The 19903-nt window shown below is 52.5% G+C and carries 20 protein-coding genes; 7 read left to right on the forward strand and 13 right to left on the reverse strand.

The window, feature by feature from the left end; genetic code table 11:
• The first annotated feature begins 132 nt into the window (after positions 1-132).
• The 3 genes from xseB to dxs are packed head-to-tail and all read left to right on the forward strand — an operon-like array spanning position 133 to position 3168.
• On the forward strand, positions 133-378 hold the full coding sequence (gene xseB / locus H1D31_RS11835) for an exodeoxyribonuclease VII small subunit (protein ID WP_008607575.1): 246 nt from the start codon (positions 133-135) through the stop codon (positions 376-378).
• A 1-nt stretch (position 379) separates the two neighbouring features.
• Positions 380-1267, forward strand: a complete 888-nt coding sequence (gene ispA / locus H1D31_RS11840; protein WP_008607574.1) for a (2E,6E)-farnesyl diphosphate synthase — start codon at positions 380-382, stop codon at positions 1265-1267.
• A 23-nt stretch (positions 1268-1290) separates the two neighbouring features.
• Positions 1291-3168 (forward strand): 1-deoxy-D-xylulose-5-phosphate synthase, encoded by a 1878-nt coding sequence (dxs, locus tag H1D31_RS11845; RefSeq protein ID WP_008607573.1) that lies wholly within the window; start codon positions 1291-1293, stop codon positions 3166-3168.
• Between the two features lie 60 nt (positions 3169-3228).
• Here dxs and H1D31_RS11850 read toward each other — a convergent pair whose 3' ends face one another.
• The 10 genes from H1D31_RS11850 to glyA all read right to left on the reverse strand — a co-directional run bounded on the left by H1D31_RS11850 (position 3229) and on the right by glyA (position 13462).
• Positions 3229-6243 (reverse strand): two-component regulator propeller domain-containing protein, encoded by a 3015-nt coding sequence (locus H1D31_RS11850; RefSeq protein ID WP_261259091.1) that lies wholly within the window; start codon positions 6241-6243, stop codon positions 3229-3231.
• A gap of 24 nt (positions 6244-6267) precedes the next feature.
• Positions 6268-6744: a phosphatidylglycerophosphatase A gene (locus H1D31_RS11855; RefSeq protein ID WP_261259093.1), complete on the reverse strand. Its 477-nt coding sequence runs from the start codon at positions 6742-6744 to the stop codon at positions 6268-6270.
• Entirely contained in the window at positions 6744-7703 is a 960-nt protein-coding gene (gene thiL, locus H1D31_RS11860; protein ID WP_008607570.1) for a thiamine-phosphate kinase, read from the reverse strand. Before thiL ends, H1D31_RS11855 begins: the two co-directional genes overlap by 1 nt.
• 42 nt (positions 7704-7745) lie before the next feature.
• Positions 7746-8159 (reverse strand): transcription antitermination factor NusB, encoded by a 414-nt coding sequence (gene nusB / locus H1D31_RS11865; protein ID WP_008607569.1) that lies wholly within the window; start codon positions 8157-8159, stop codon positions 7746-7748.
• 12 nt (positions 8160-8171) lie between these two features.
• Complete coding sequence (gene ribE, locus H1D31_RS11870) at positions 8172-8636, reverse strand: 6,7-dimethyl-8-ribityllumazine synthase (RefSeq protein ID WP_008607568.1); 465 nt, start codon at positions 8634-8636, stop codon at positions 8172-8174.
• Positions 8637-8712: 76 nt separating this feature from the next.
• Positions 8713-9822 carry a bifunctional 3,4-dihydroxy-2-butanone-4-phosphate synthase/GTP cyclohydrolase II gene (gene ribBA / locus H1D31_RS11875; protein ID WP_008984160.1) on the reverse strand — a complete coding sequence of 370 codons (1110 nt, stop codon included), beginning with the start codon at positions 9820-9822 and terminating at the stop codon, positions 8713-8715.
• A gap of 11 nt (positions 9823-9833) precedes the next feature.
• On the reverse strand, positions 9834-10484 hold the full coding sequence (locus H1D31_RS11880) for a riboflavin synthase (protein ID WP_008951478.1): 651 nt from the start codon (positions 10482-10484) through the stop codon (positions 9834-9836).
• Position 10485: 1 nt separating this feature from the next.
• Positions 10486-11634, reverse strand: coding sequence for a bifunctional diaminohydroxyphosphoribosylaminopyrimidine deaminase/5-amino-6-(5-phosphoribosylamino)uracil reductase RibD (gene ribD, locus H1D31_RS11885; protein WP_261259103.1), 1149 nt, complete (start codon positions 11632-11634; stop codon positions 10486-10488).
• A gap of 1 nt (position 11635) precedes the next feature.
• Complete coding sequence (gene nrdR, locus H1D31_RS11890; protein WP_008607564.1) at positions 11636-12088, reverse strand: transcriptional regulator NrdR; 453 nt, start codon at positions 12086-12088, stop codon at positions 11636-11638.
• A 120-nt stretch (positions 12089-12208) separates the two neighbouring features.
• Positions 12209-13462: a serine hydroxymethyltransferase gene (glyA, locus tag H1D31_RS11895; RefSeq protein WP_261259105.1), complete on the reverse strand. Its 1254-nt coding sequence runs from the start codon at positions 13460-13462 to the stop codon at positions 12209-12211.
• Between the two features lie 232 nt (positions 13463-13694).
• On the opposite strand from glyA, the gene dinB reads away from it, so the two are divergent.
• Complete coding sequence (gene dinB, locus H1D31_RS11900) at positions 13695-14828, forward strand: DNA polymerase IV (protein WP_261259106.1); 1134 nt, start codon at positions 13695-13697, stop codon at positions 14826-14828.
• A 105-nt stretch (positions 14829-14933) separates the two neighbouring features.
• Here dinB and H1D31_RS11905 read toward each other — a convergent pair whose 3' ends face one another.
• Both H1D31_RS11905 and H1D31_RS11910 read right to left on the reverse strand, forming a co-directional pair.
• Entirely contained in the window at positions 14934-15146 is a 213-nt protein-coding gene (locus H1D31_RS11905; protein WP_008607558.1) for a cold-shock protein, read from the reverse strand.
• Positions 15147-15375: 229 nt separating this feature from the next.
• The gene (locus tag H1D31_RS11910; protein ID WP_261260091.1) at positions 15376-16710 is read right to left on the reverse strand and encodes a DEAD/DEAH box helicase; all 1335 of its coding nucleotides are present in this window, start codon (positions 16708-16710) and stop codon (positions 15376-15378) included.
• Positions 16711-16814: 104 nt separating this feature from the next.
• On the opposite strand from H1D31_RS11910, the gene H1D31_RS11915 reads away from it, so the two are divergent.
• Positions 16815-17354 carry a DUF2058 domain-containing protein gene (locus H1D31_RS11915; protein WP_261259108.1) on the forward strand — a complete coding sequence of 180 codons (540 nt, stop codon included), beginning with the start codon at positions 16815-16817 and terminating at the stop codon, positions 17352-17354.
• Positions 17355-17394: 40 nt separating this feature from the next.
• Complete coding sequence (locus tag H1D31_RS11920; protein WP_261259110.1) at positions 17395-18252, forward strand: TraB/GumN family protein; 858 nt, start codon at positions 17395-17397, stop codon at positions 18250-18252.
• A gap of 61 nt (positions 18253-18313) precedes the next feature.
• On the opposite strand, the gene H1D31_RS11925 is transcribed toward H1D31_RS11920, so the two are convergent.
• Positions 18314-19045, reverse strand: a complete 732-nt coding sequence (locus tag H1D31_RS11925; protein WP_261259111.1) for a class I SAM-dependent methyltransferase — start codon at positions 19043-19045, stop codon at positions 18314-18316.
• A gap of 40 nt (positions 19046-19085) precedes the next feature.
• Between H1D31_RS11925 and gloB the strand changes: the two genes are divergently transcribed.
• Entirely contained in the window at positions 19086-19853 is a 768-nt protein-coding gene (gene gloB / locus H1D31_RS11930; protein WP_261259112.1) for a hydroxyacylglutathione hydrolase, read from the forward strand.
• The last annotated feature ends 50 nt before the right edge of the window (positions 19854-19903 follow it).

Raw genomic sequence — 19903 nt, forward strand, 5'->3', positions numbered from 1 at the left:
GTTATCGACTTCAGTTGCTGAACATTAAGCAATAATTCAACGCAAAATACCAATTTAGTCGTTTCCAAGTCGTGCAGCATTGACCATAATAGCCTGCTAGGATAAGGTTGCGCACAGTTTTTGGGGAGTCGGATGAATAAAAAAAACGCAGACACCATGCCGTTTGAACAGTCGATGCAGGAACTGGAGCTCATTGTCCAGCAACTGGAGCAGGGCGAGCTGTCGTTAGAGCAGGCGCTGAGCCAATTTGAACGTGGCATAGCGCTGGTTAAACACAGTCAACTGCAACTGCAAGGTGCCGAACAGAAAGTCCAGATTTTACTGCAACAGCAGCAGCAAGAGAGTCTGGCGGCCTTTAGTCCGGAGACAGGAGACTAATTTGACCCCAGCCAGCCTGCCGCTGTTCCAGCAACGTCTGGAGCAGCAACTGACCCTTTTGTTGGACGCCAGAAAGTCTTCCAGCCCCGAACTCTGCCCGGCGATGGCATACAGCCTGTTGCTTGGTGGTAAGCGGGTGCGCCCTTATCTGGTTTATCAGTGTGGCCAGTTACTCGGTGCCAGTCTGGCGGACCTGGATGGCCCGGCGATGGCCATCGAAATGCTGCATACCTATTCGCTGATCCATGACGACCTGCCGGCGATGGATAATGACGATTTACGCCGTGGCAAGCCAACCTGCCACAAGGCCTTTGATGAAGCCACAGCTATCCTGGCCGGTGATGCGTTACAGGCACTGGCGTTCGAGGTGCTAAGTTCACACCCTTATCAGCACCTCGCTGCAGAGCGGCAAGTGCAGATGATGCGGGCACTGGCAAGCGCAGCGGGTGCCGCCGGCATGTGTGGTGGGCAAGCCATTGATTTAGCGCAAACCAATCAGCAGATCAGTCTGGCCAGACTGGAGCAAATGCACCGGCTAAAAACCGGCGCCTTAATTGAGTGTAGTGTAAAGCTGGCCTATTATTGCAGTCCGCTGCAGGATGAGCAGATCCTGCATCATCTGACCACTTTCGCCGGTGCTCTGGGTCTGGCATTTCAGGTTCAGGACGATATTCTGGATATTGAGGGCGACACCCTGACACTCGGCAAGCCGCAAGGCTCAGATTTACGGGCTAACAAGGCAACCTATCCGGCACTGTTAGGTTTGGATGGCGCCAGAGCTAAAGCGGATGAACTGTATCAACAGGCGCTGCGGGCTCTCGACAGCTTACCATTCGAGACAACTGAACTGCGGGCCTTTGCCCACTATATAATCGCCAGAACGTTTTAACCAAGGTATTTGGTAACTAAGCTATGCATATTGATATGACGGATTATCCGCTACTGGACAAGGCTAACCTGCCGGAGCAACTCAGGTTGCTGCCGCAGGAGCAATTACCGCAACTGAGTCAGGAATTGCGCCAGTTTTTATTAAAAACGGTCAGCCAGAGCAGTGGTCACTTCGCCTCAGGCCTGGGTACGGTAGAGTTAACTGTCGCCCTGCATTATGTCTACAATACCCCCTTTGATCGGGTGATCTGGGATGTCGGCCATCAGGCCTATCCACACAAAATCCTGACTGGTCGTCGTGAGCGGATGCACACCATCCGGCAAAAAGATGGCCTGCATCCGTTTCCGTACCGCGAAGAAAGCGAGTATGACGTATTATCCGTCGGTCACTCCAGCACCTCGATCAGTGCGGCTCTGGGCATGGCTATTGCCGCACAGCAAGCCAAAAGCCAGCGTAAAGTCGTGGCCGTAATTGGTGATGGCGCCATTACCGCCGGTATGGCATTTGAAGCACTAAATCATGCCGGTGAGGTCAAACCCGACATGCTGGTGATCCTGAACGACAACGAAATGTCGATTTCTGAGAACGTTGGCGCGCTGAATCAGTATTTTGCCCGCATTCTGTCCGGCAGTTTTTACACCAGCCTGCGTGAAGGGGGTAAAAAGATCCTGCGTGGTATGCCGCCGTTGCATGAACTGGCCAGCAAAGCTGAAGAACATTTTAAAGGCATGGTGACACCAGGTACCTTCTTTGAGGAGCTGGGTTTTAACTATATTGGCCCGATAGACGGTCACGATGTGCTGTCGCTGGTTGACACCATTCGCAATATGCGTCAGCTAAAGGGGCCGCAACTGCTGCATATAGTCACCAAAAAAGGTAAAGGCTATGCCCCGGCCGAGGCCGATCCTATCGGCTATCACGCAGTCTCCAAGTTTGACCCCAGTGCCAGCAGCCAACCAGCCAAAAAAGCCGGTTTACCGAGCTTTTCGAATATTTTCGGCCAGTGGATTTGCGATATGGCTGAGCAGGATGAACGACTGCAGGCAATAACCCCGGCCATGCGCGAGGGGTCAGATCTGGTGGCCTACTCCAGACGTTTTCCTAAACGCTATTTCGATGTCGCCATTGCCGAACAGCATGCTGTTACCCTTGCCGCAGGGATGGCGATTGAGGGTCTGAAGCCAGTCGTCGCTATTTACTCCAGTTTCTTACAACGTGGCTATGATCAGTTAATTCACGACGTTGCTCTACAGCAACTGGATGTGTTATTCGCCATTGACCGAGCCGGCATTGTTGGCGCGGATGGCCCTACGCATCAGGGTGCCTTCGATATCAGTTTTATGCGCTGCATCCCGAATATCACCATTATGGTGCCATCGGATGAAAACGAATGCCGGCAGATGTTGTATACCGGCTATCAACATCCCGGTGTTGCAGCGGTGCGCTATCCAAGAGGCAGTGGTACCGGTATTGCTGCAGAAGAAAAGATGGAATTACTACCTATCGGTAAAGCCCGGCTGGTGCGTCAGGGCGAACAGCTGGCGATCCTGGCCTTTGGCCCCTTATTGGCAGCCTGTCAGTTAGCGGCCGACACCCTTAACGCAACCCTGGTAGATATGCGTTTTGTAAAACCGCTGGATGAGCAGCTATTACAGCAGCTGATGCGCAGCCATGGCCAGATCCTGACCGTGGAAGACAATGCACTGATGGGTGGTGCCGGTTCGGCAGTGAATGAATACCTGGTGCAGCATCACTATCAAGGTAAAGTGATGAACCTGGGACTGCCGGACGAGTTTATTAAACATGGCAGCCAGCAGGAAATTTATCAGGAGCTGGGCCTGGATAGCCAGGGGATCCTGACACAGGCGCAAGCGCTGACCGCGCTAAGCCAGGCAAAGTAAGCCAGGCAAAGCCTGATCATCATAATGCACTGCAACTAAAGGCTCCTGACGGAGCCTTTGTTATTCGGTCTTAAGCCAAATCAGGCCCTCAGCCTGCAAGCGATTGACCTGTTGCTCTAAATCCGCAGTTTCTTCAAATTCAAACGCATCCAACTGACTGGCAAACTGCAGACTGGCGACTCTGGCAACCCGGCCATGCTGCTGCAATTGTCGCAATGCCAGGCTGGCCAACTGCAATGAAAACTCCCAACTTAACAGGCTGCCACCGAGTAATGGCAAAGGATACCAGGCATAGGCGCCCGACACGGACAAGGTCAACGGACTACCATCACCCAGCGCTAAGTCGCTACCGGACAGTAAATCCAACAGCCGCCGGCTATAGGGGCCTACTTGTTGTTGCAAAATTTCCCGAAACACTACCACAAAACGCCCGTCGTCTAAGCGCACAACATAGTCTGAGCCGCGGGTTTCGCGGCTTAACACCGCACTAAAGTGTTGCAACAGGCTATCCGCCAGACCTTTACCATGAGTGGCCAGCAGCTGATCCAGCCCATCCGCTTGCAGCACCAGCAACGCAATAATCTTGCCTTGCTGTTGCAGGCTGTCGATATTGCGCTGAAAGTGCTCAATGTCTTTTGGCAGTTGCTCAGACAGAAAACGGCTATTGCGTAAACCGGTCAGGCTATCACGGTGGGTTAGTTGCTGCAGTTGTTCGTTCAGCACATTCAATCGCTGATTGCTGTTCTCCAATTCCTGCGTACGCTGTTGCACCAGACGCGCCAATTGCTCTTGTTTTAGCAGAGCGTTCTGCCGGTATAACCAGAACAAACCGTAGAGGGTACTGATAAATAGCAATAACCAGAGTAGACGATAGAGCAGCGTCTCATCAAAACGGCGTGGGATCACCAGCTGCAGTTGCGTCTGTGCCGCATCCTGCCATTGCTGATGCCGGTACTTTACCTGCAATAAGAATTCAAAATTACCCGGCGGCAGGTTAGTATACACCGCTTCGCGGCGCAGCGGGCTGACTTGCCAATCCTGATCAAAACCCTCTAACTTATAGCGAAATACCAGACTTTCCGGCCGGTCAAACTCCAGCGCGGTAAAGTTAAGCTGCATATTGCGCTCATATTGCTCCAGCACCACACTACGCTGCGTGGCGGAAACCGGGTAAAAATGCTGCGCATTAACCGATTTCAGGTGCGGCCTTGGCTCTGGTAACGCACTGACTGCCGGCAGCTCAGGCACACTGACGACGCCTTTTAACGTCGGGTACCAAAGCTGCTGCTGCCAGTACACGACCTTGGCTGCACCAGCGCCATTGCAGCATCGGCTTGACAGCGAGCCCATTTGCCGATCGAATGGCGATAAAATCTCTTCCAGCCGGTAGCCTTCAGTGCGGGCGGATTCCAAACTGGCGCGTTGCAAACGAAAGATCCCCTTGTGGGTACTAACCCAAATCCAGCCGCTATGTTGATGATAGTAAAAACTCACTGCCGGACCATGCACCAGGCCATTACCACCGTGCAAATGCTGCCAGCTCTGCCCTGGTAACATAATAAAGATCCCGTCATCCAGAGTACTGACCAGCATAGTATCATCCGGTAGTAGCAGCGCCGCCAGTATATAGGCGTTGTAGAGCGCAGTACCTGATCCCTGCCGGCTTAATCTGTTATTCTGCCAGCGGTACAAACCGCGGCTGGTGCCCAGTAATAGCTGCCGCTCGTTACGATTCAGGGTGGTGATCTGACGTGATTCAAGCTGCTGATTCAGCTCTGAGAAATGGAGTTCGCCATCAATAACCTGATACAGGCCCTGCAAGGCCGCGATCCAAATCTGTCCCTTCTGATCCGGCAAAATAGCTCTCACCGTTTGTCCCTGTAACTGCGGGAATACCGGCAGTAAACGCGCCTGCTCCTCATCCAGCTGATACAGTCCGCGCTCCATGGCCAACCACAGCGTCTGACCATCCGGCCAGAACATGTCATGGACTGTTTGCGCCTGCAACGCCTCTTCCGCCAGTAATTGCCGGTAGAAGCCGGCCTTATCGAGAATACCTAACTCAGTCTGGGCCGCTATCAGCAATTGTCCCTGTGGTGTCAGCCCGAGGCTGCGGACCACAGCATCATGACCAGGCAATAATCGCCGGATCTGCGCCAGGCTGGCACGAAACACGCCGTCACTAAAACTGCTTAGCCACAGATGTTGTTGTTGATCCTGATACAGCGCACTAAACCATGGCGAACTGCCCAACTCCTCCAGCGTAACAGTTTGCCAATGTTCCTGGCCGAAACGGTAGAACAACTTGCGATAGGCTGAGATCCAGGTTGCGCCATGCGCATCCTGCATAACCTGATACACCGGTGCTACACTACCGTCCGGCAAAGACTGCGCTCTTACTCCCTGTTCAGTCAGCCGGTATAGCCCGGATTCACTGGCCAGAAATAAGCCCTCATCGGTACCACTGAGATCGTAGAGTGGGGTTTGCATTAACTCTGTTGGCAACGCATGTTGTAACCACTCGCCCTCAGGGGTCCGCTGATACAAATATTCCGCCGCGGCAACCCACAGCTGTTGCTGAAAATACGTTAGCTGGCTGACAACGGCTTTGATATGTTCCACCCGTTTCACCTGGCCCTGACTGACACTGAACAGTTGGTCGGCAGCAACCCAGATTTCACCGTTATCCAGCTCGAGTAATGACGTGACTTCGTTGTAGAGCGGTAAACGCTGAAATTGCCATTGCTGCGGATGGAACACCGATAAACCGGCTTTGGTACCGACCCAAATCCGGCCTTCTTTATCGGTTAGTAGCTGGGTAATCGCATTACTGGCCAGCTGAGGATGAGTTTCAGTGGTGAAGATTTCAAATTGCTGGCCATCGAAGCGATGCAAGCCGTAGAGGGTGCCGAACCATAAATAACCTTGCTGGTCTTGCGTGATGGTACGTACTGAGTTACTGGCCAGACCGTTGGCACTGGTCCAGTGTTTAATATCGTAATCGAACACCGAAGAGGTGGCGGCCTGCACGGGCAACAAATAGCACAACGCCAGTAACATGCAGAGTAGTCGCATCTCCCCTCCGTAGATTAGGTGTCCTTATAACCAACCCTGCTTCAGCAAGGCGTGCATAATCAGTAAGGCCGGTATTGCTGCCAACAGGTCGTCCAGCATAATGCCAACTCCACCATGCACCCGCTGATCAAACCAACGGATCGGCCAGGGTTTGACAATATCAAAGAAGCGGAATAATACAAAGCCCACTAACAGACTGCTCACCGAAATCGGCACCAGCAGCATCGTTAGCATAAAGCCGATAATCTCATCCCAGACAATAGCACCGTGATCATGCTCGCCGGCATCAGCCGCAGCCTTGCCACAAATATAGCAACCCAGTGCGGTGCCAAATAGCAAAAACAGCCCGTACCACAGCGTGCCTAACTGGCTGAATAATAAGATCAGTGGCACCGCAGCTAAGGTACCAAAGGTGCCGGGTGCTTTTGGCGCTAAACCACTGCCAAAACCCAGAGCTAAGAAATGCTGCCATTTAGACAGCTGAAATTTTGTGTTTTGCATCAGAAATGAACAAAGCCGGTATGTTGATAACTAATGGCCTGTTCCCCGGCTTTTAATTCCAGTTTGCCACTGGCGCCGGTAATACGGCCGATACAGGTAACGGGCACGCCATAAGGACTTAACAGCACATCAAGGGCACCACGGCGGCTCTCCGGCACCGTAAACAGCAGCTCATAGTCCTCACCACCGGATAAAGCTAACTGTAAGGCCTCGGCCTGATCACAGCTGTCTTTTAATGCTTGTGACATCGGAATGCGATTGACATCAATAAAGGCGCCAACGCCAGAGCGGCGCAGAATATGCGGCAAATCACCGGCCAGACCATCAGAGATATCCATCGCACTGCTCGCCAGATTGCGCAGCGCCTGCCCCAGGGCGACCCGGGCTGATGGATAATGAAAGCGTTGCAGCAGGTGGGCCTGATGCTTTTTACTGACCTGATGTTGGCCTTGCACTAACTTTAAACCAAGCGCCGCATCGCCCAAAGTGCCGGTGACATAGATATAATCACCGACCTTGGCTCCGCTACGGGTAATGGCTTTACCATGCGGCACCAAACCCTTGGCGATCATGGTCAGACTAAGTGGTCCGCGGGTGGTATCGCCACCGATCAGCTGGCAGTGATAATAATCGGCGGTTTCATGTAAACCGGCAGCAAATTCCGCCAGCCAGTCTTCGTTAACTTCCGGCAAGGTTAAGGCTAACGATAGCCAGGCGGGTTCCGCGCCCATCGCCGCCAAATCACTGACATTGACCGCCACCAACTTATGCCCCAAAGCCCGGGGATCCACATCGGCAAAGAAATGGGTGCCACACACCATAGTATCGGTGGTGATCACCAGATCAAAGCCATCCCGCACCTGCAGTACAGCACCGTCGTCACCGATCCCCACTTGGGTATCAGCGCGTTTCGCCCCGGCCTGACTAAAGTACCGGGCAATTAAATCAAATTCACCCATACAGATTAAAAAGCCGACTTACGTCGGCCTCCATAAAGCAGGTTATGCTGGTCGTAATACCCGGACGGCTTTGTCCAGGATACCATTGACGAATTTGTGGCTGTCATCCGCGGCGAAGGCTTTGGCCAGTTCGATCGCCTCATTAATGACAACCTTATAGGGCACATCCAGGCGGTACTTCAGCTCATAAGCCGATACCCGTAACACGGCTTTCTCGACCAGATCGATATCTTCAAACGGCCGTTCCAGAAAGGGTTTAATGGCTTCATCGAGCTTGCTGTGATGTAACACCACGCCACGCAGAATATCCTGGAAGTAAGGCACATCCAGATGTTTGACATTGTTTTCCAGCAACAGTTGCTGTTCAATATCGGCAATCGGATTCTGGCTGACTTGCCAGCTGTAGATGCCTTGTACCGCTAACGAGCGGGACTGACGACGCACATTTGGTTTCATGCCGGTTTCCTGTTACAGCTGCTCAAGCACATTAATCATTTCCAGTGCCGACATCGCTGCTTCACCGCCTTTATTGCCTGCCTTGGTTCCGGCACGCTCAATCGCCTGCTCGATACTGTCGACAGTCAGCACACCGAAGGCCACTGGCAGGTCAAACTGCATCGCGACCTGGGCGATACCTTTGACACATTCGCCGGACACATATTCAAAGTGCGGCGTGCCACCACGGATCACCGCGCCCAGCGCAACGATAGCGTCATATTTTTTGCTGGCGGCAACCCGCTGCACCGCTAATGGCAGTTCGAAGGCACCGGGGATCCGCACCACGGTAATATCTTCAGCGGCGATATTGCCGACACGCTGTAAGGTATCTACGGCGCCGCTAAGCAAACTTTCGACGATAAAACTGTTAAAGCGCGCGACCACGATCGCGATCTTTTTACCTGTTGCAGCATAGCCTGCTTCAATCACCTGCATTGCCAGTCCTTACTTGTTAACTGCCACTAAAATCAGCCGCGCATAATAGCATAGTTTGCGACGTTCTGGCAGAGGCTTATTCAGAAACGTAATCCACCACTTCCAGGCCAAAACCCGACAGCGCATGATACTTTTTCGGTTGGCTTAACAGCCGCATTTTCCGCACACCAAGGCTGGCCAGAATTTGCGAACCAACGCCAACATTACGGGAGGTACCTTTCCAGGGCGCAGAGCGGGGCTTTTCACCTTTATCTTCGGCCTGGAAATTCTGCACCATTTGCACCAGCTCGTCAGTCGACTCGTGCTTACCCAGTAGCACCAGCACCCCGCCCTCATCAGCAATACGCTGCATGGCGGTATGCAATGGGAAACTCAGGTTAGCGCCACGGTTGCTCAGTAATAAATCACTGAAGGTGTTGTGTAAATGTACCCGCACCAAGGTTGGTTGTTCTGGCTGGATTTCCCCTTTCACCAGCGCAAAATGCAGCTGATTATCGATAGTATCTTTAAAGGTCACCAGTTCAAACTCACCCATCTCCGTTGGCAGCTGGCAGGTTGCCACCTTTTCGATGGTAGTTTCATTCAGATTACGGTATTCAATCAGATCGGCAATGGTGCCAATCTTAATATCATGTTGCTTGGCAAAGACTTCCAGATCCGGGCGCCGCGCCATGGTACCGTCATCATTCAGGATCTCGACAATCACGGCGGCCGGTTCCAAACCAGCCAGACGCGCTAAGTCACAGCCGGCTTCGGTATGACCCGCCCGCACCAGCACACCGCCGTCCTGCGCCATTAACGGAAAAATATGGCCGGGCTGCACGATATCTGCCGGACTGGCATCACGTGCGACCGCCGCTTTCACAGTGCGGGCGCGATCGGCTGCCGAAATACCGGTGGTAACGCCTTCGGCGGCTTCAATCGATACGGTAAAATTGGTCGAAAACGGCGATTTGTTGGCATCAACCATTAACGCCAGATTAAGCTGCTTGCAGCGCTTTTTGGTCAGGGTTAAACAAATCAGACCGCGGCCATATTTGGCCATAAAGTTAATGGCTTCCGGCGTGACATATTCGGCCGCCATCACCAGATCGCCTTCATTCTCACGATCTTCATCATCCATTAGGATCACCATCTTGCCCTGACGGATATCTTCAATAATTTCAGCGGGGGTATTCAGTTGCATAACTAACCTTCTTATAAAAAGCCGCGCTGCGCCAGCAACGCCAAATCAACACCGCCCTTAGGCGCCGCAACCGGTGTGGTTAACAGCCGCTGGATATAGCGGGCTAACAGATCCACCTCTATATGCACCCGACTACCTTTTTGCAAGGTCAGTAAGGTAGTTTGTGCTGCCGTATGCGGCACTATGGTTAAGCGAAAACGGTCAGTCAGTACTTCATTTACGGTCAAACTAATGCCATCGATAGTCACCGAGCCTTTGTGGGCAATAAAGGGCGCCAGTTCTGCCGGCAGCGCAAACCACAGTTGCCAGGCACGGGCGCTTTGTTCCATAGCCAGCAAGGACGTCACCCCATCGACATGACCACTTACCAGATGCCCGCCGAGACGCCCGGTTGCCAGCAGTGCCTTCTCCAGATTCAGCAACTGCCCGACCTTATATTCACCAAAGCGGGTCAGGGCTAAGGTTTCAGCCGACAAGTCGGCACTAAATGACTGGCTACCCAGCGCAGTGACCGTCAGACAGACGCCATTCGTCGCGATACTGTCACCCAATTTGACGTCGCTAAAATCCAGACTACTGCTCTGGATGGTGACACTCAGATCGCCGCCCTTAGGGCTAAGCCGGCTAAGGGTGCCAGTGGCTTCAATAATACCGGTAAACATCTTATTCCTCGCTAAGGCGGGCGCGCAGGCGCAGGTCCGGCCCCAGACTAATGACCTCATTAAACGCCAGTTTTGGCGTCTGCGCCAGTTGCTGAAAATCACCCAGTACCGCCAGCGGCCGGCCCTGCTCGCCCAGCAGCAGTGGGGCCTGATACAGCAGTAATTCATCGACTAAGCCAGCTTTTAGCAAACTGCCCGCTAATATCGCGCCGGCTTCCGTCCACAGACTATTAATCTGTCGCGCTGCGAGTAAAGTTAGCAGCTGAGCCAGGTCCAACTGACCGTCAGCACTTAGCGCCAGTGGCAGTTGTTCCACTGTTACCCTTGTCACGGCTAACTTACGTGGCGCGGCGTCAGCGGCATAACACAGCAGCACCGGACCACCTTCATTGAATAGCGGCTCGTTGCCGCTTAACCGCTGCTGCCGGTCCAGAATCACCCGCAGTGGCTGGCGTAAACTGCCATCGGTGAGCGGCCGGATCAAGGCTGCCGGCTCTGCAGCGGCATCGCTACTTTGCCGTACCGTTAAACGTGCCGCATCGGCGAGTACAGTACTGGCAGTGGATAAAATCGCGCTAACCTGCGCCCGCCATAGCTGCACGTCAGCGCGTGCGGCGTCACTGGTTAGCCATTGACTCTGGCCATTCGCCAGGGCAGTACGCCCATCCAGACTGGCCGCCAGTTTCAGATACAGATAAGGCCGCTGCCGCTCCATCCGGCTTAAAAAACCCGGATTAAGCGCTCTGGCTTCCTCAGTTAATAAACCGTGTGCAACGCTAATGCCAGCTTGTTGCAATATGGCGACGCCCTTACCGGCGACCAGCGGATTCGGATCCAGCATGGCAATCACCACCCGGGCGACACCGGCTTTTACCAGGGCTTCCGCACAAGGTGGTGTGCGACCATAGTGGGCACAGGGCTCCAGCGTCACATAACAGGTCGAACCCAGGGCGGCGCTACCGGCTTGTTGCAAGGCAAAGACTTCAGCATGTGGGCCGCCGGCTTGCTGATGAAAGCCTTCGCCGAGCACCTGGCCATCTTTAACCACCAGCGCCCCCACATTGGGGTTGGGATCAGTAGTAAAACGGCCCTGTGCTGCCAGCGCCAGCGCGCGGCGCATAAAAGCATAATCGGCCTGACTAAAACTCACCTTATTGCTCTCCGAGACGGGCAATTTCTTCACCAAATTCGCGGATATCTTTAAAGGAGCGGTACACCGAGGCAAAGCGCACATAAGCAACTTTATCAACTTTCACCAGCTCATCCATAATCAGATTTCCCAGCAAATTACTGGCGACTTCACGTTCACCGGTAGCCCGGAGCTGGGATTTAATTTTATTAATCAGTTGCTCAATTTGTTCGGTGGCCACCGGCCGCTTTTCCAGCGAGCGTAATAAACCGCTGCGTAACTTATCTTCATTAAAGGGTTCGCGGGAGCCGTCACGTTTAATAATTCGTGGCATCACCAGCTCTGCCGCTTCAAAGGTAGTAAAGCGTTCGTGGCAAGCCAGGCACTCGCGACGACGGCGTACCTGATGACCATCGGCGACCAGACGCGAGTCAATGACCTTGGTATCATCGGCATTACAAAAGGGACAATACATACTGACCTTTTACCCCCTAGCTAACTGTTCAGGACAAGGCGCTAACAGCCTGTTTAGCCGGCGCTTTGCATAAAAGAATGGCCGCATTAGCGGCCATCACAGCATAGCACGAGTTATGCCTTAGGCATAAACCGGGAAGCGGCCACAGACTTCAGCCACCTGAGCCCGTACCCTGGCAATTACCGCCTCGTCACCACGGCTATCCAGCACATCACAAATCAGGCTGGCAACCAGACGCGCTTCGGCTTCTTTAAAACCACGGCGGGTAATGGCCGGAGTACCGATGCGCAGACCGCTGGTAACAAATGGCGAACGCGGGTCGTTCGGTACTGAGTTCTTGTTTACCGTAATATGCGCCTGCCCTAACCAGGCATCGGCATCTTTACCGGTGATATCTTTATCAATCAGATCCATCAGGAACAGATGGTTCTCGGTCCCACCGGATACGATCTTATAGCCACGGCTGATCATCTCAGCACACATAGCTTTAGCGTTTACCAGCACCTGCTGCTGATAAACTTTAAATTCCGGCTGCAGCGCTTCTTTAAAGGCTACCGCTTTCGCCGCGATGACATGCATTAACGGGCCACCCTGTCCGCCCGGGAAAACTGCTGAATTCAGTTTCTTCTCAATGGCTTCATTCTTCCGGGCCAGGATCAGACCGCCACGAGGGCCGGCCAGGGTTTTATGGGTGGTGGTGGTCACCACATCGGCGATAGGTACCGGGTTTGGATACAGACCCGCCGCCACCAGACCGGCAACGTGCGCCATATCCACCATCAGGTAGGCACCGACTTTATCCGCAATCTCACGGAAGCGCTGCCAGTCAACAATACCTGAGTATGCCGAGAAGCCGGCAATAATCAGCTTCGGCTTGTGCTCTAAGGCCAGGGCTTCAGCCTGATCATAATCAATCACACCGGTTTCAGGATGCAGACCGTACTGTACCGCGTGATAGAGCTTACCCGAGGCGCTTACTGTGGCACCGTGCGTCAGGTGACCGCCATGGGCCAAACTCATGCCCAGAATGGTATCGCCAGCATTTAATAAGGCCAGGAATACCGCAGAGTTCGCCTGCGAACCTGAGTGCGGTTGCACGTTGGCGTAGTCAGCACCAAATAATTCTTTCGCGCGGGCAATGGCTAAATCTTCCGCGATATCCACATATTCACAGCCGCCGTAGTAACGTTTGTGCGGATAACCTTCAGCATATTTATTGGTTAATTGTGAACCTTGCGCCTGCAGCACCCGGGGGCTGGCATAGTTTTCTGACGCGATCAGCTCAATGTGAGCCTCCTGCCGCTCAGTTTCCTGAACCATGGATTGCCATAATTCCGGATCAAAATCCGCAATATTCATATCACGCTTTAACATGCTTTCTCCTGGGCGCGGCTATCACGCTTAACGTTAACGACAGTCTGAAAAACTGGCGGCTATTCTACCCTGAAATAAAAATTGTTGCACCGAAAAAACAGCCGTCCAGACTTCTGCAAAACAAAATCTGCCACCCGCGCCGTTTTTACCAGGCTAAAAATGTGCAGCAAAGTTGCCAAAGCCGCGACCATCGGCTACATTACTGGTTATTCATACAGCGCTGTAAGTAACGATGACTTCGACGCGGAAAATTATTCATCTGGATATGGACTGCTTCTTCGCCGCCGTGGAGATGCGCGATAATCCGCGGCTGCGTGATATTCCGCTTGCCATCGGCAGTGACGGTAAACGGGGTGTTGTCGCCACCTGTAATTATCCGGCGCGGGCCTTTGGTGTGCGCTCCGCGATGTCCAGTCATGAGGCGTTAAAGCGTTGCCCACAGCTGACTTTTGTCCGCGGCAATATGGATAAATATCAGGCAGTCAGTAAGCAGATCCGCCAGATTTTTTTGCGCTACACGCCGTTAGTCGAACCCTTATCCCTGGATGAAGCCTATCTTGATGTCAGTGCCAGCCCACATTTTGCCGGCAGCGCGACACTGATTGCCGAAGATATCCGCCGTAGCGTGTTCGCGGAAACCGGTCTGACCGTCTCCGCCGGGGTGGCACCAAATAAATTTCTGGCAAAAATTGCCAGTGATGAAAATAAGCCGGATGGGCTTTTTGTGTTAACGCCGGCTAAGGTAGCTGACTTTGTTGCCGCTCTGCCACTACGCAAAATTCCCGGTGTCGGCCCTAAGGCAGCAGAGAAACTGGCCAGGCTGGGATTGCAATTTTGCCGCGATATCGTACCGCCGGGTGGTGAAGTGCCGCTGCCGTTACTAAGCGCCCTACTCAAAGAGTTCGGCAGTCAAACTGCCAGTTTATTAGAGCGCTGTCAGGGTATCGATCTGCGGGAGGTGCAACCGAGCCGGGAGCGCAAATCGGTTGCGGTGGAGCGCACCCTGGCCAGCGATTTACACCAGCTAACTGACGCCCAGCAGATGCTGCAACAGTTATTGCCGGATTTACAATGCCGGCTCGAGCAAAGCGGCAAGGCGCATTTACTGGCCAAAATCGGCGTGAAATTAAAGTTTAGTGATTTTCGGCTGACCACAGTCGAGACGCAAAGCCAGCATCTGGATCCGGTTTTACTAAACGAGCTGTTAGCACAGGCCTGGCAAAGACGCGCGGATCAGGGTATTCGCTTGCTGGGATTGCAATTGGGCTTTAAAACACAGTGCGAAGAGCAGTTAAGTCTGCCATTTGAGGTGGCGCTAACGCATCCTAATGAATTTAATAATAGTGCAGTCTGTCTGCCTGGTTAAGCCTGCAGGTTTAAAGCATAGCAGCAGTGCCAACTAAACCGGCAATAAAGTCGGCTGCAATAAAAAGCCGGCGCTAGGCCGGCTCTTTTACAAAAACGAGACTAATTAACCGGTAACAGTGACGTTTTCAGCCTGTGGGCCTTTTTGACCTTCAGTAACTTCGAAAGTTACTTTCTGACCTTCAACCAGCGTTTTACGACCAGTGCCGTTGATGGCGCGGAAGTGTACAAACACGTCTTTGCCGCCGTCACGGGCGATAAAACCAAAACCTTTTTCCTCGTTGAACCACTTCACTGTACCAGAAATTAACTGTGACATAACATTCTCTTACTTAAACAAAAGTTTGCCGGAGCTCCGGCGTCTTAAATATTACCGGCCAGGTAATCGAGCTGATAGATATTCAACCGCATTATCAGTGGCGCTGATGCTGTGGTCAACATAAATACCGGAGCGAGCAGAACTTTCGTTGCTGCACAGGCCGTACCGGCGACATGGCAAGTTTTGCTATGTCACCTTTTGAGTGTAGCAGCAGATGTTGAAAAAATAATCACTCCGGCTGAATTTTTTTCCGCCGCACCGGTGCACTGCCATCATCGCCGCCCTGAAAGAAACGCTTGCCCGTGTCCGCTGGGCTGGCGGCAGGTTTTGCCGCTACCCGTGCTGCCTTGCCAGCACCTGGTTTAGTCAGCTTAGTTTGCGCGGCTTTCTTCGGCGCCACCTTAACTACCGGCTGACCATTAAAGCGTGCTGCCAACCCCTCCAGGGCACTGAATTCTGCTGGCCGTCGCAAGAAGGCTTCTATTTTCTGTAGTGCTGACCAATCCTTTGGCCCCACCAGCGAGATTGCGGTCCCCTTGGCACCAGCACGACCGGTACGCCCTATGCGGTGTACATATTCTTCCGGATGTTTTGGCAAATCGAAGTTAATGACATGCGATACTTGCAACAGATCCAAGCCGCGCGAGGCCAAATCGGTCGTGACCAACACCTGATACTTGCCGCTGGCGAAATCCTGCATCACTTTATTACGCTGTGCCTGATTTAAACGCGCACTTAGCCCGATAGCGGGCAAACCGGCTTGCTGACAAAACTCGGCCAGCCGGCCGGCATCGTCGCGGGTTGCGGTAAAGATAATCAATTGCTTCAGGCTTTCCTGCTGTAACAACTTCGCTAGCAGCGCTTCTTTGTGCGTTAAATGATCGGCAAAATAAAAGCGCTGACTGATATCACTATGTATCTCGTGCCCGCTATTTACACTAACCCGAAACGGATTCATTAACAGCGCCAGCGATAACGCATCTAAGTCGGTATGCTCGAGCGTGGCGGAAAACAACAAGGTCTGCCGTAAGCGGTGAGCGGCGGCTTTATTAATGATGGTCAGTTGTGGCAAGAAACCCAGATCCAGCATCCGATCCGCTTCATCGAGGATCAGCATTTCCAGGCCCTGTAAAAATACCGACTTATGCTCCAGGTGATCAACAAAGCGACCAGGCGTGGCCACGATAATGTCTGGCTGGCGTTTCAGCAGCTTTTCCTGATCATTAAAATTCTCGCCTCCCACCAGCAACACGGCAGTCACCGGGGTATTGGCCACGAATAGTCGTAACTGGGCATAGACTTGTTTAGCCAGCTCACGGGTCGGCGTTAGGATCAGCGCCCGCGCATCCTGTTTCGATAATGCCCGACTTTTTAACAACCGCTGCATCATCGGCAGCAAATAGGCCAGCGTTTTACCCGAGCCGGTTTTTGACGATACCAGCAGATCGCGCCCAACCATCACTGCCGGTATGGCTTCCTGCTGGATCTCGGTGGGCCGGGCAAAGCCTAAATGTTGTACAGACCGTAGCAAACGCGGGTCCAGCCCCATATCCTGAAATTGCAAAATATCTTTCTCCAAAAATCTGGCGCCTATTATACCCTAATTGTCTGCGCCCGCCCATCGCGCTAGTATAGCGGCACCTTTCGCAACACCTGGATAAATTAACGATGAGTAATGCTCTGAAAGAACAATTGCTGAAAGCCGGCCTGGCTGATGCCAAGAAACTCAAAGCCGTAAAAAAGCAGCAACATCAGCAACGGGTGCAGGCACCGAAGAATCAAAAAGTGGTCAATGAAGCCAGCATGCTGGCTGAGCAACGTCGGCAGGAACAGGTCGCCCGGGATCAGGAGCTAAACCGGCAAAAGCAGGCTGAACTGCAGAAAAAAGCCATCGCCGCCCAGGTGAAACAGCTGATTGAAAGCAATCAGATTAAGATGAGTGGTGAAATGGCGTTTAACTTTACCGATGGCAAGCTGGTGAAACGGCTTTACGTTAATGATAAGTTGCATAGTGAATTAACCCGTGGTTTACTAGCCATTGCCCGCTTAGGTGAGCACTATGCACTGGTGCCGGCGCAGATTGCTGAAAAGATCCAGCAGCGCCAGCCGGAAAGTATAGTGTTACTAAATAGCCGGCAGGAACACCAGGTAGCGGCTGAGGACGACCCTTACGCTGCCTATCAAATCCCGGATGATCTGATGTGGTAACTTGCAGTTCATCCTTACCGCTAACAGAAGGAGCAAGAGTATGCGGTTTCTGATTCAGTTTAGCCTGCTTTTATTACTATTCGTCAGCCAGTCGCTGTCGGCCGCGTCGGTTTGGCAAGTCAGTAAAGGGGATAAAACCTTTTATCTGGCAGGTACAGTACATCTACTTAGTGAAAGTGATTTTCCGCTGCCCAAAGCCTACGATACCGCTTTTAATGCCAGCTCTAAGCTGCTGTTTGAGACCGATCTTGGCGCTATGACCCAGCCGCAAGGCATGATGCAACTGATGTCGCAGAATACCTTTGCCCCGGGGCAAAGTCTGCAACAAGTCTTATCACCAGAAATCTATGCCAAATTAAAAGCCGAAGCCGAAAAACGGCAATGGCCACTGACCTCGTTAGAGCAATTTAAACCTGCCTTTACTGCTATGACCATGACAGTACTGGAATTGCAACGGCTGGGGGCGGCCGGTACCGGCGTTGATATGCATTACTGGCAATTAGGCCAGCAACAAAATAAGACGCTTGGTGGTTTGGAAACCCTGGATGAACATCTGGCGGTGCTGGATGCCATGAACCAGTTAGATGCTGATGAAGTTATTAGCTCTGCCTTAAGAGATATCGATAAGATTGCCGCAATGTTAGATGACATGATCGCGGCCTGGCGCAGCGGTGACGTTGCCGCTCTGGACAAGCTATTTTTAACCGAAATGCAGCAATATCCGGAAATAGAAGCCATTTTATTGACCAAACGTAATCATGCCTGGATGCAAACCCTGACCACGTTGGAACAAAATCATGTGATGGTATTGGTTGGCGCCCTGCACTTGCCGGGCAAAGATGGCTTACTGAAGTTACTAGCTGATCAGGGATATCAGTTGACACAACTGACGGAATAAAATCAGCCCCCTTACATTCCAAGAACACGCCCGCTATTGCGGGCGTAGTTTTAGGCGTCGGCTAGAGTTTTTCTCTGGCGCGGATGCCCTGCTGCGCCGGGCTAAAACTACTTTGTACCCGCCACTTCGGACGGATCGGAGTCAGCGGTAATTCTCTTTTACGCGCTACTAATAAGTAACTGGAGGCAAACAGGTTTAGAAAGCGTTCGTTAAACTTCTGCCAGCTGTTCTGCCTAAACTCCTGCGCCAGCATGGCACTGCAAAAAAACCGCTGCTCGGCAATCACTTCAAAACCGATCAAATGCAGCCAATCTTTGATCCGGGCTGCGCTAAAGAAATGCCCCAGCCAGGGTAGTTGCTGCTGATACGCAGGCAAACAGCGCCACAACCCCAACCAGCTATGTGGGTTAAAGCCACTGAGTAGTAAATAGCCGTCGGCAACCAGCACCCGGTGTGCTTCGCGGATCACATGATGCGGATCATTCTGAAACTCCAGACAATGACTCAATAACACCGCATCGACACTGCTACTGGCGATCGGCAAGGCATCCGGTTCAGCCACCAAATCCGGGGTAATACTGCCGGACCCCAGCCGTAACTGATGGCGCACCCGGCATTCCGGCGTGGCCAACTGGCAGCTAAGATCGCCGACCTTTAACAAATAGTAGCCGAAAATCTGCTGCCACCAGGGTGCCAGCTGCTGTTCCAGTGCCGCAGCCAAGGCCGGGCCCTGACGAAAACTTTGCCAGTGTTTCGGCGCTTGCAGCTGATTTTCACGTAATGCCGGTTTCATGTTAAGGTGCAGCCTTGTTTGCGATGCATGGAGCCTTCAAATGCCAGAACTGATCCCGCTACCTGCCTTTAATGATAATTATATCTGGGTTCTGACCGAGCAACACAACCCCTACTGTTTAGTTGTCGATCCGGGTGATGCTGAAGTCGTGATCCAGTTTCTGCAGCAACAGCAAAAAACACTGGCTGCGATCCTGATCACCCATCACCATGCTGATCATACCGGAGGTATCCGGCAATTAAAACAACAATACCCAGCCTGCCGGGTAATAGGACCTGCTGCAGAAAAATCGAAAATTCAAGAGCTTGAACAGCTTGTCGTGGGTGGTGATAGCGTCACTGTGCCAGAGCTGAACTGGCAATGCCGGGTGTTCGACTTACCCGGCCACACTGCCGGTCATATTGGTTTTTATTCAGCGCCCGTTCTGTTTTGTGGTGATACCCTGTTCAGCGTTGGTTGTGGCCGCTTATTTGAGGGGACCGCAAAGCAGCTGTATCAGTCTTTGCAATCCCTGACGGCACTGCCGGATGATACCCTGCTCTGCTGTACCCACGAATACACCCTTGCCAATATTGCCTTTGCCCTGAGCATAGAGCCAGAGAATACCGAGTTGCAGCTGTACCTAAAGCATTGCCAGCAAAAACGTCAGTTATCTGAGCCTACACTACCGGCGCTATTGGCGAACGAGAGAAAAGTTAATCCATTTTTACGCTGTGAAAACATAGTGTTACAGCGTAAATTTAACCAAAACTCGGCGTTGGCATTGTTTACCCTATTAAGACAAGCCAAAGACCAGTTTAAATCCTGACTTGCAATGTCTGGTCAGACAGGTAATATCGTCGTTTTACATTTGGAACC

It is taken from the genome of Alishewanella sp. BS5-314 (genome assembly GCF_025377695.1).
GTDB classification, from domain to species: Bacteria; Pseudomonadota; Gammaproteobacteria; order Enterobacterales; family Alteromonadaceae; genus Alishewanella; species Alishewanella aestuarii.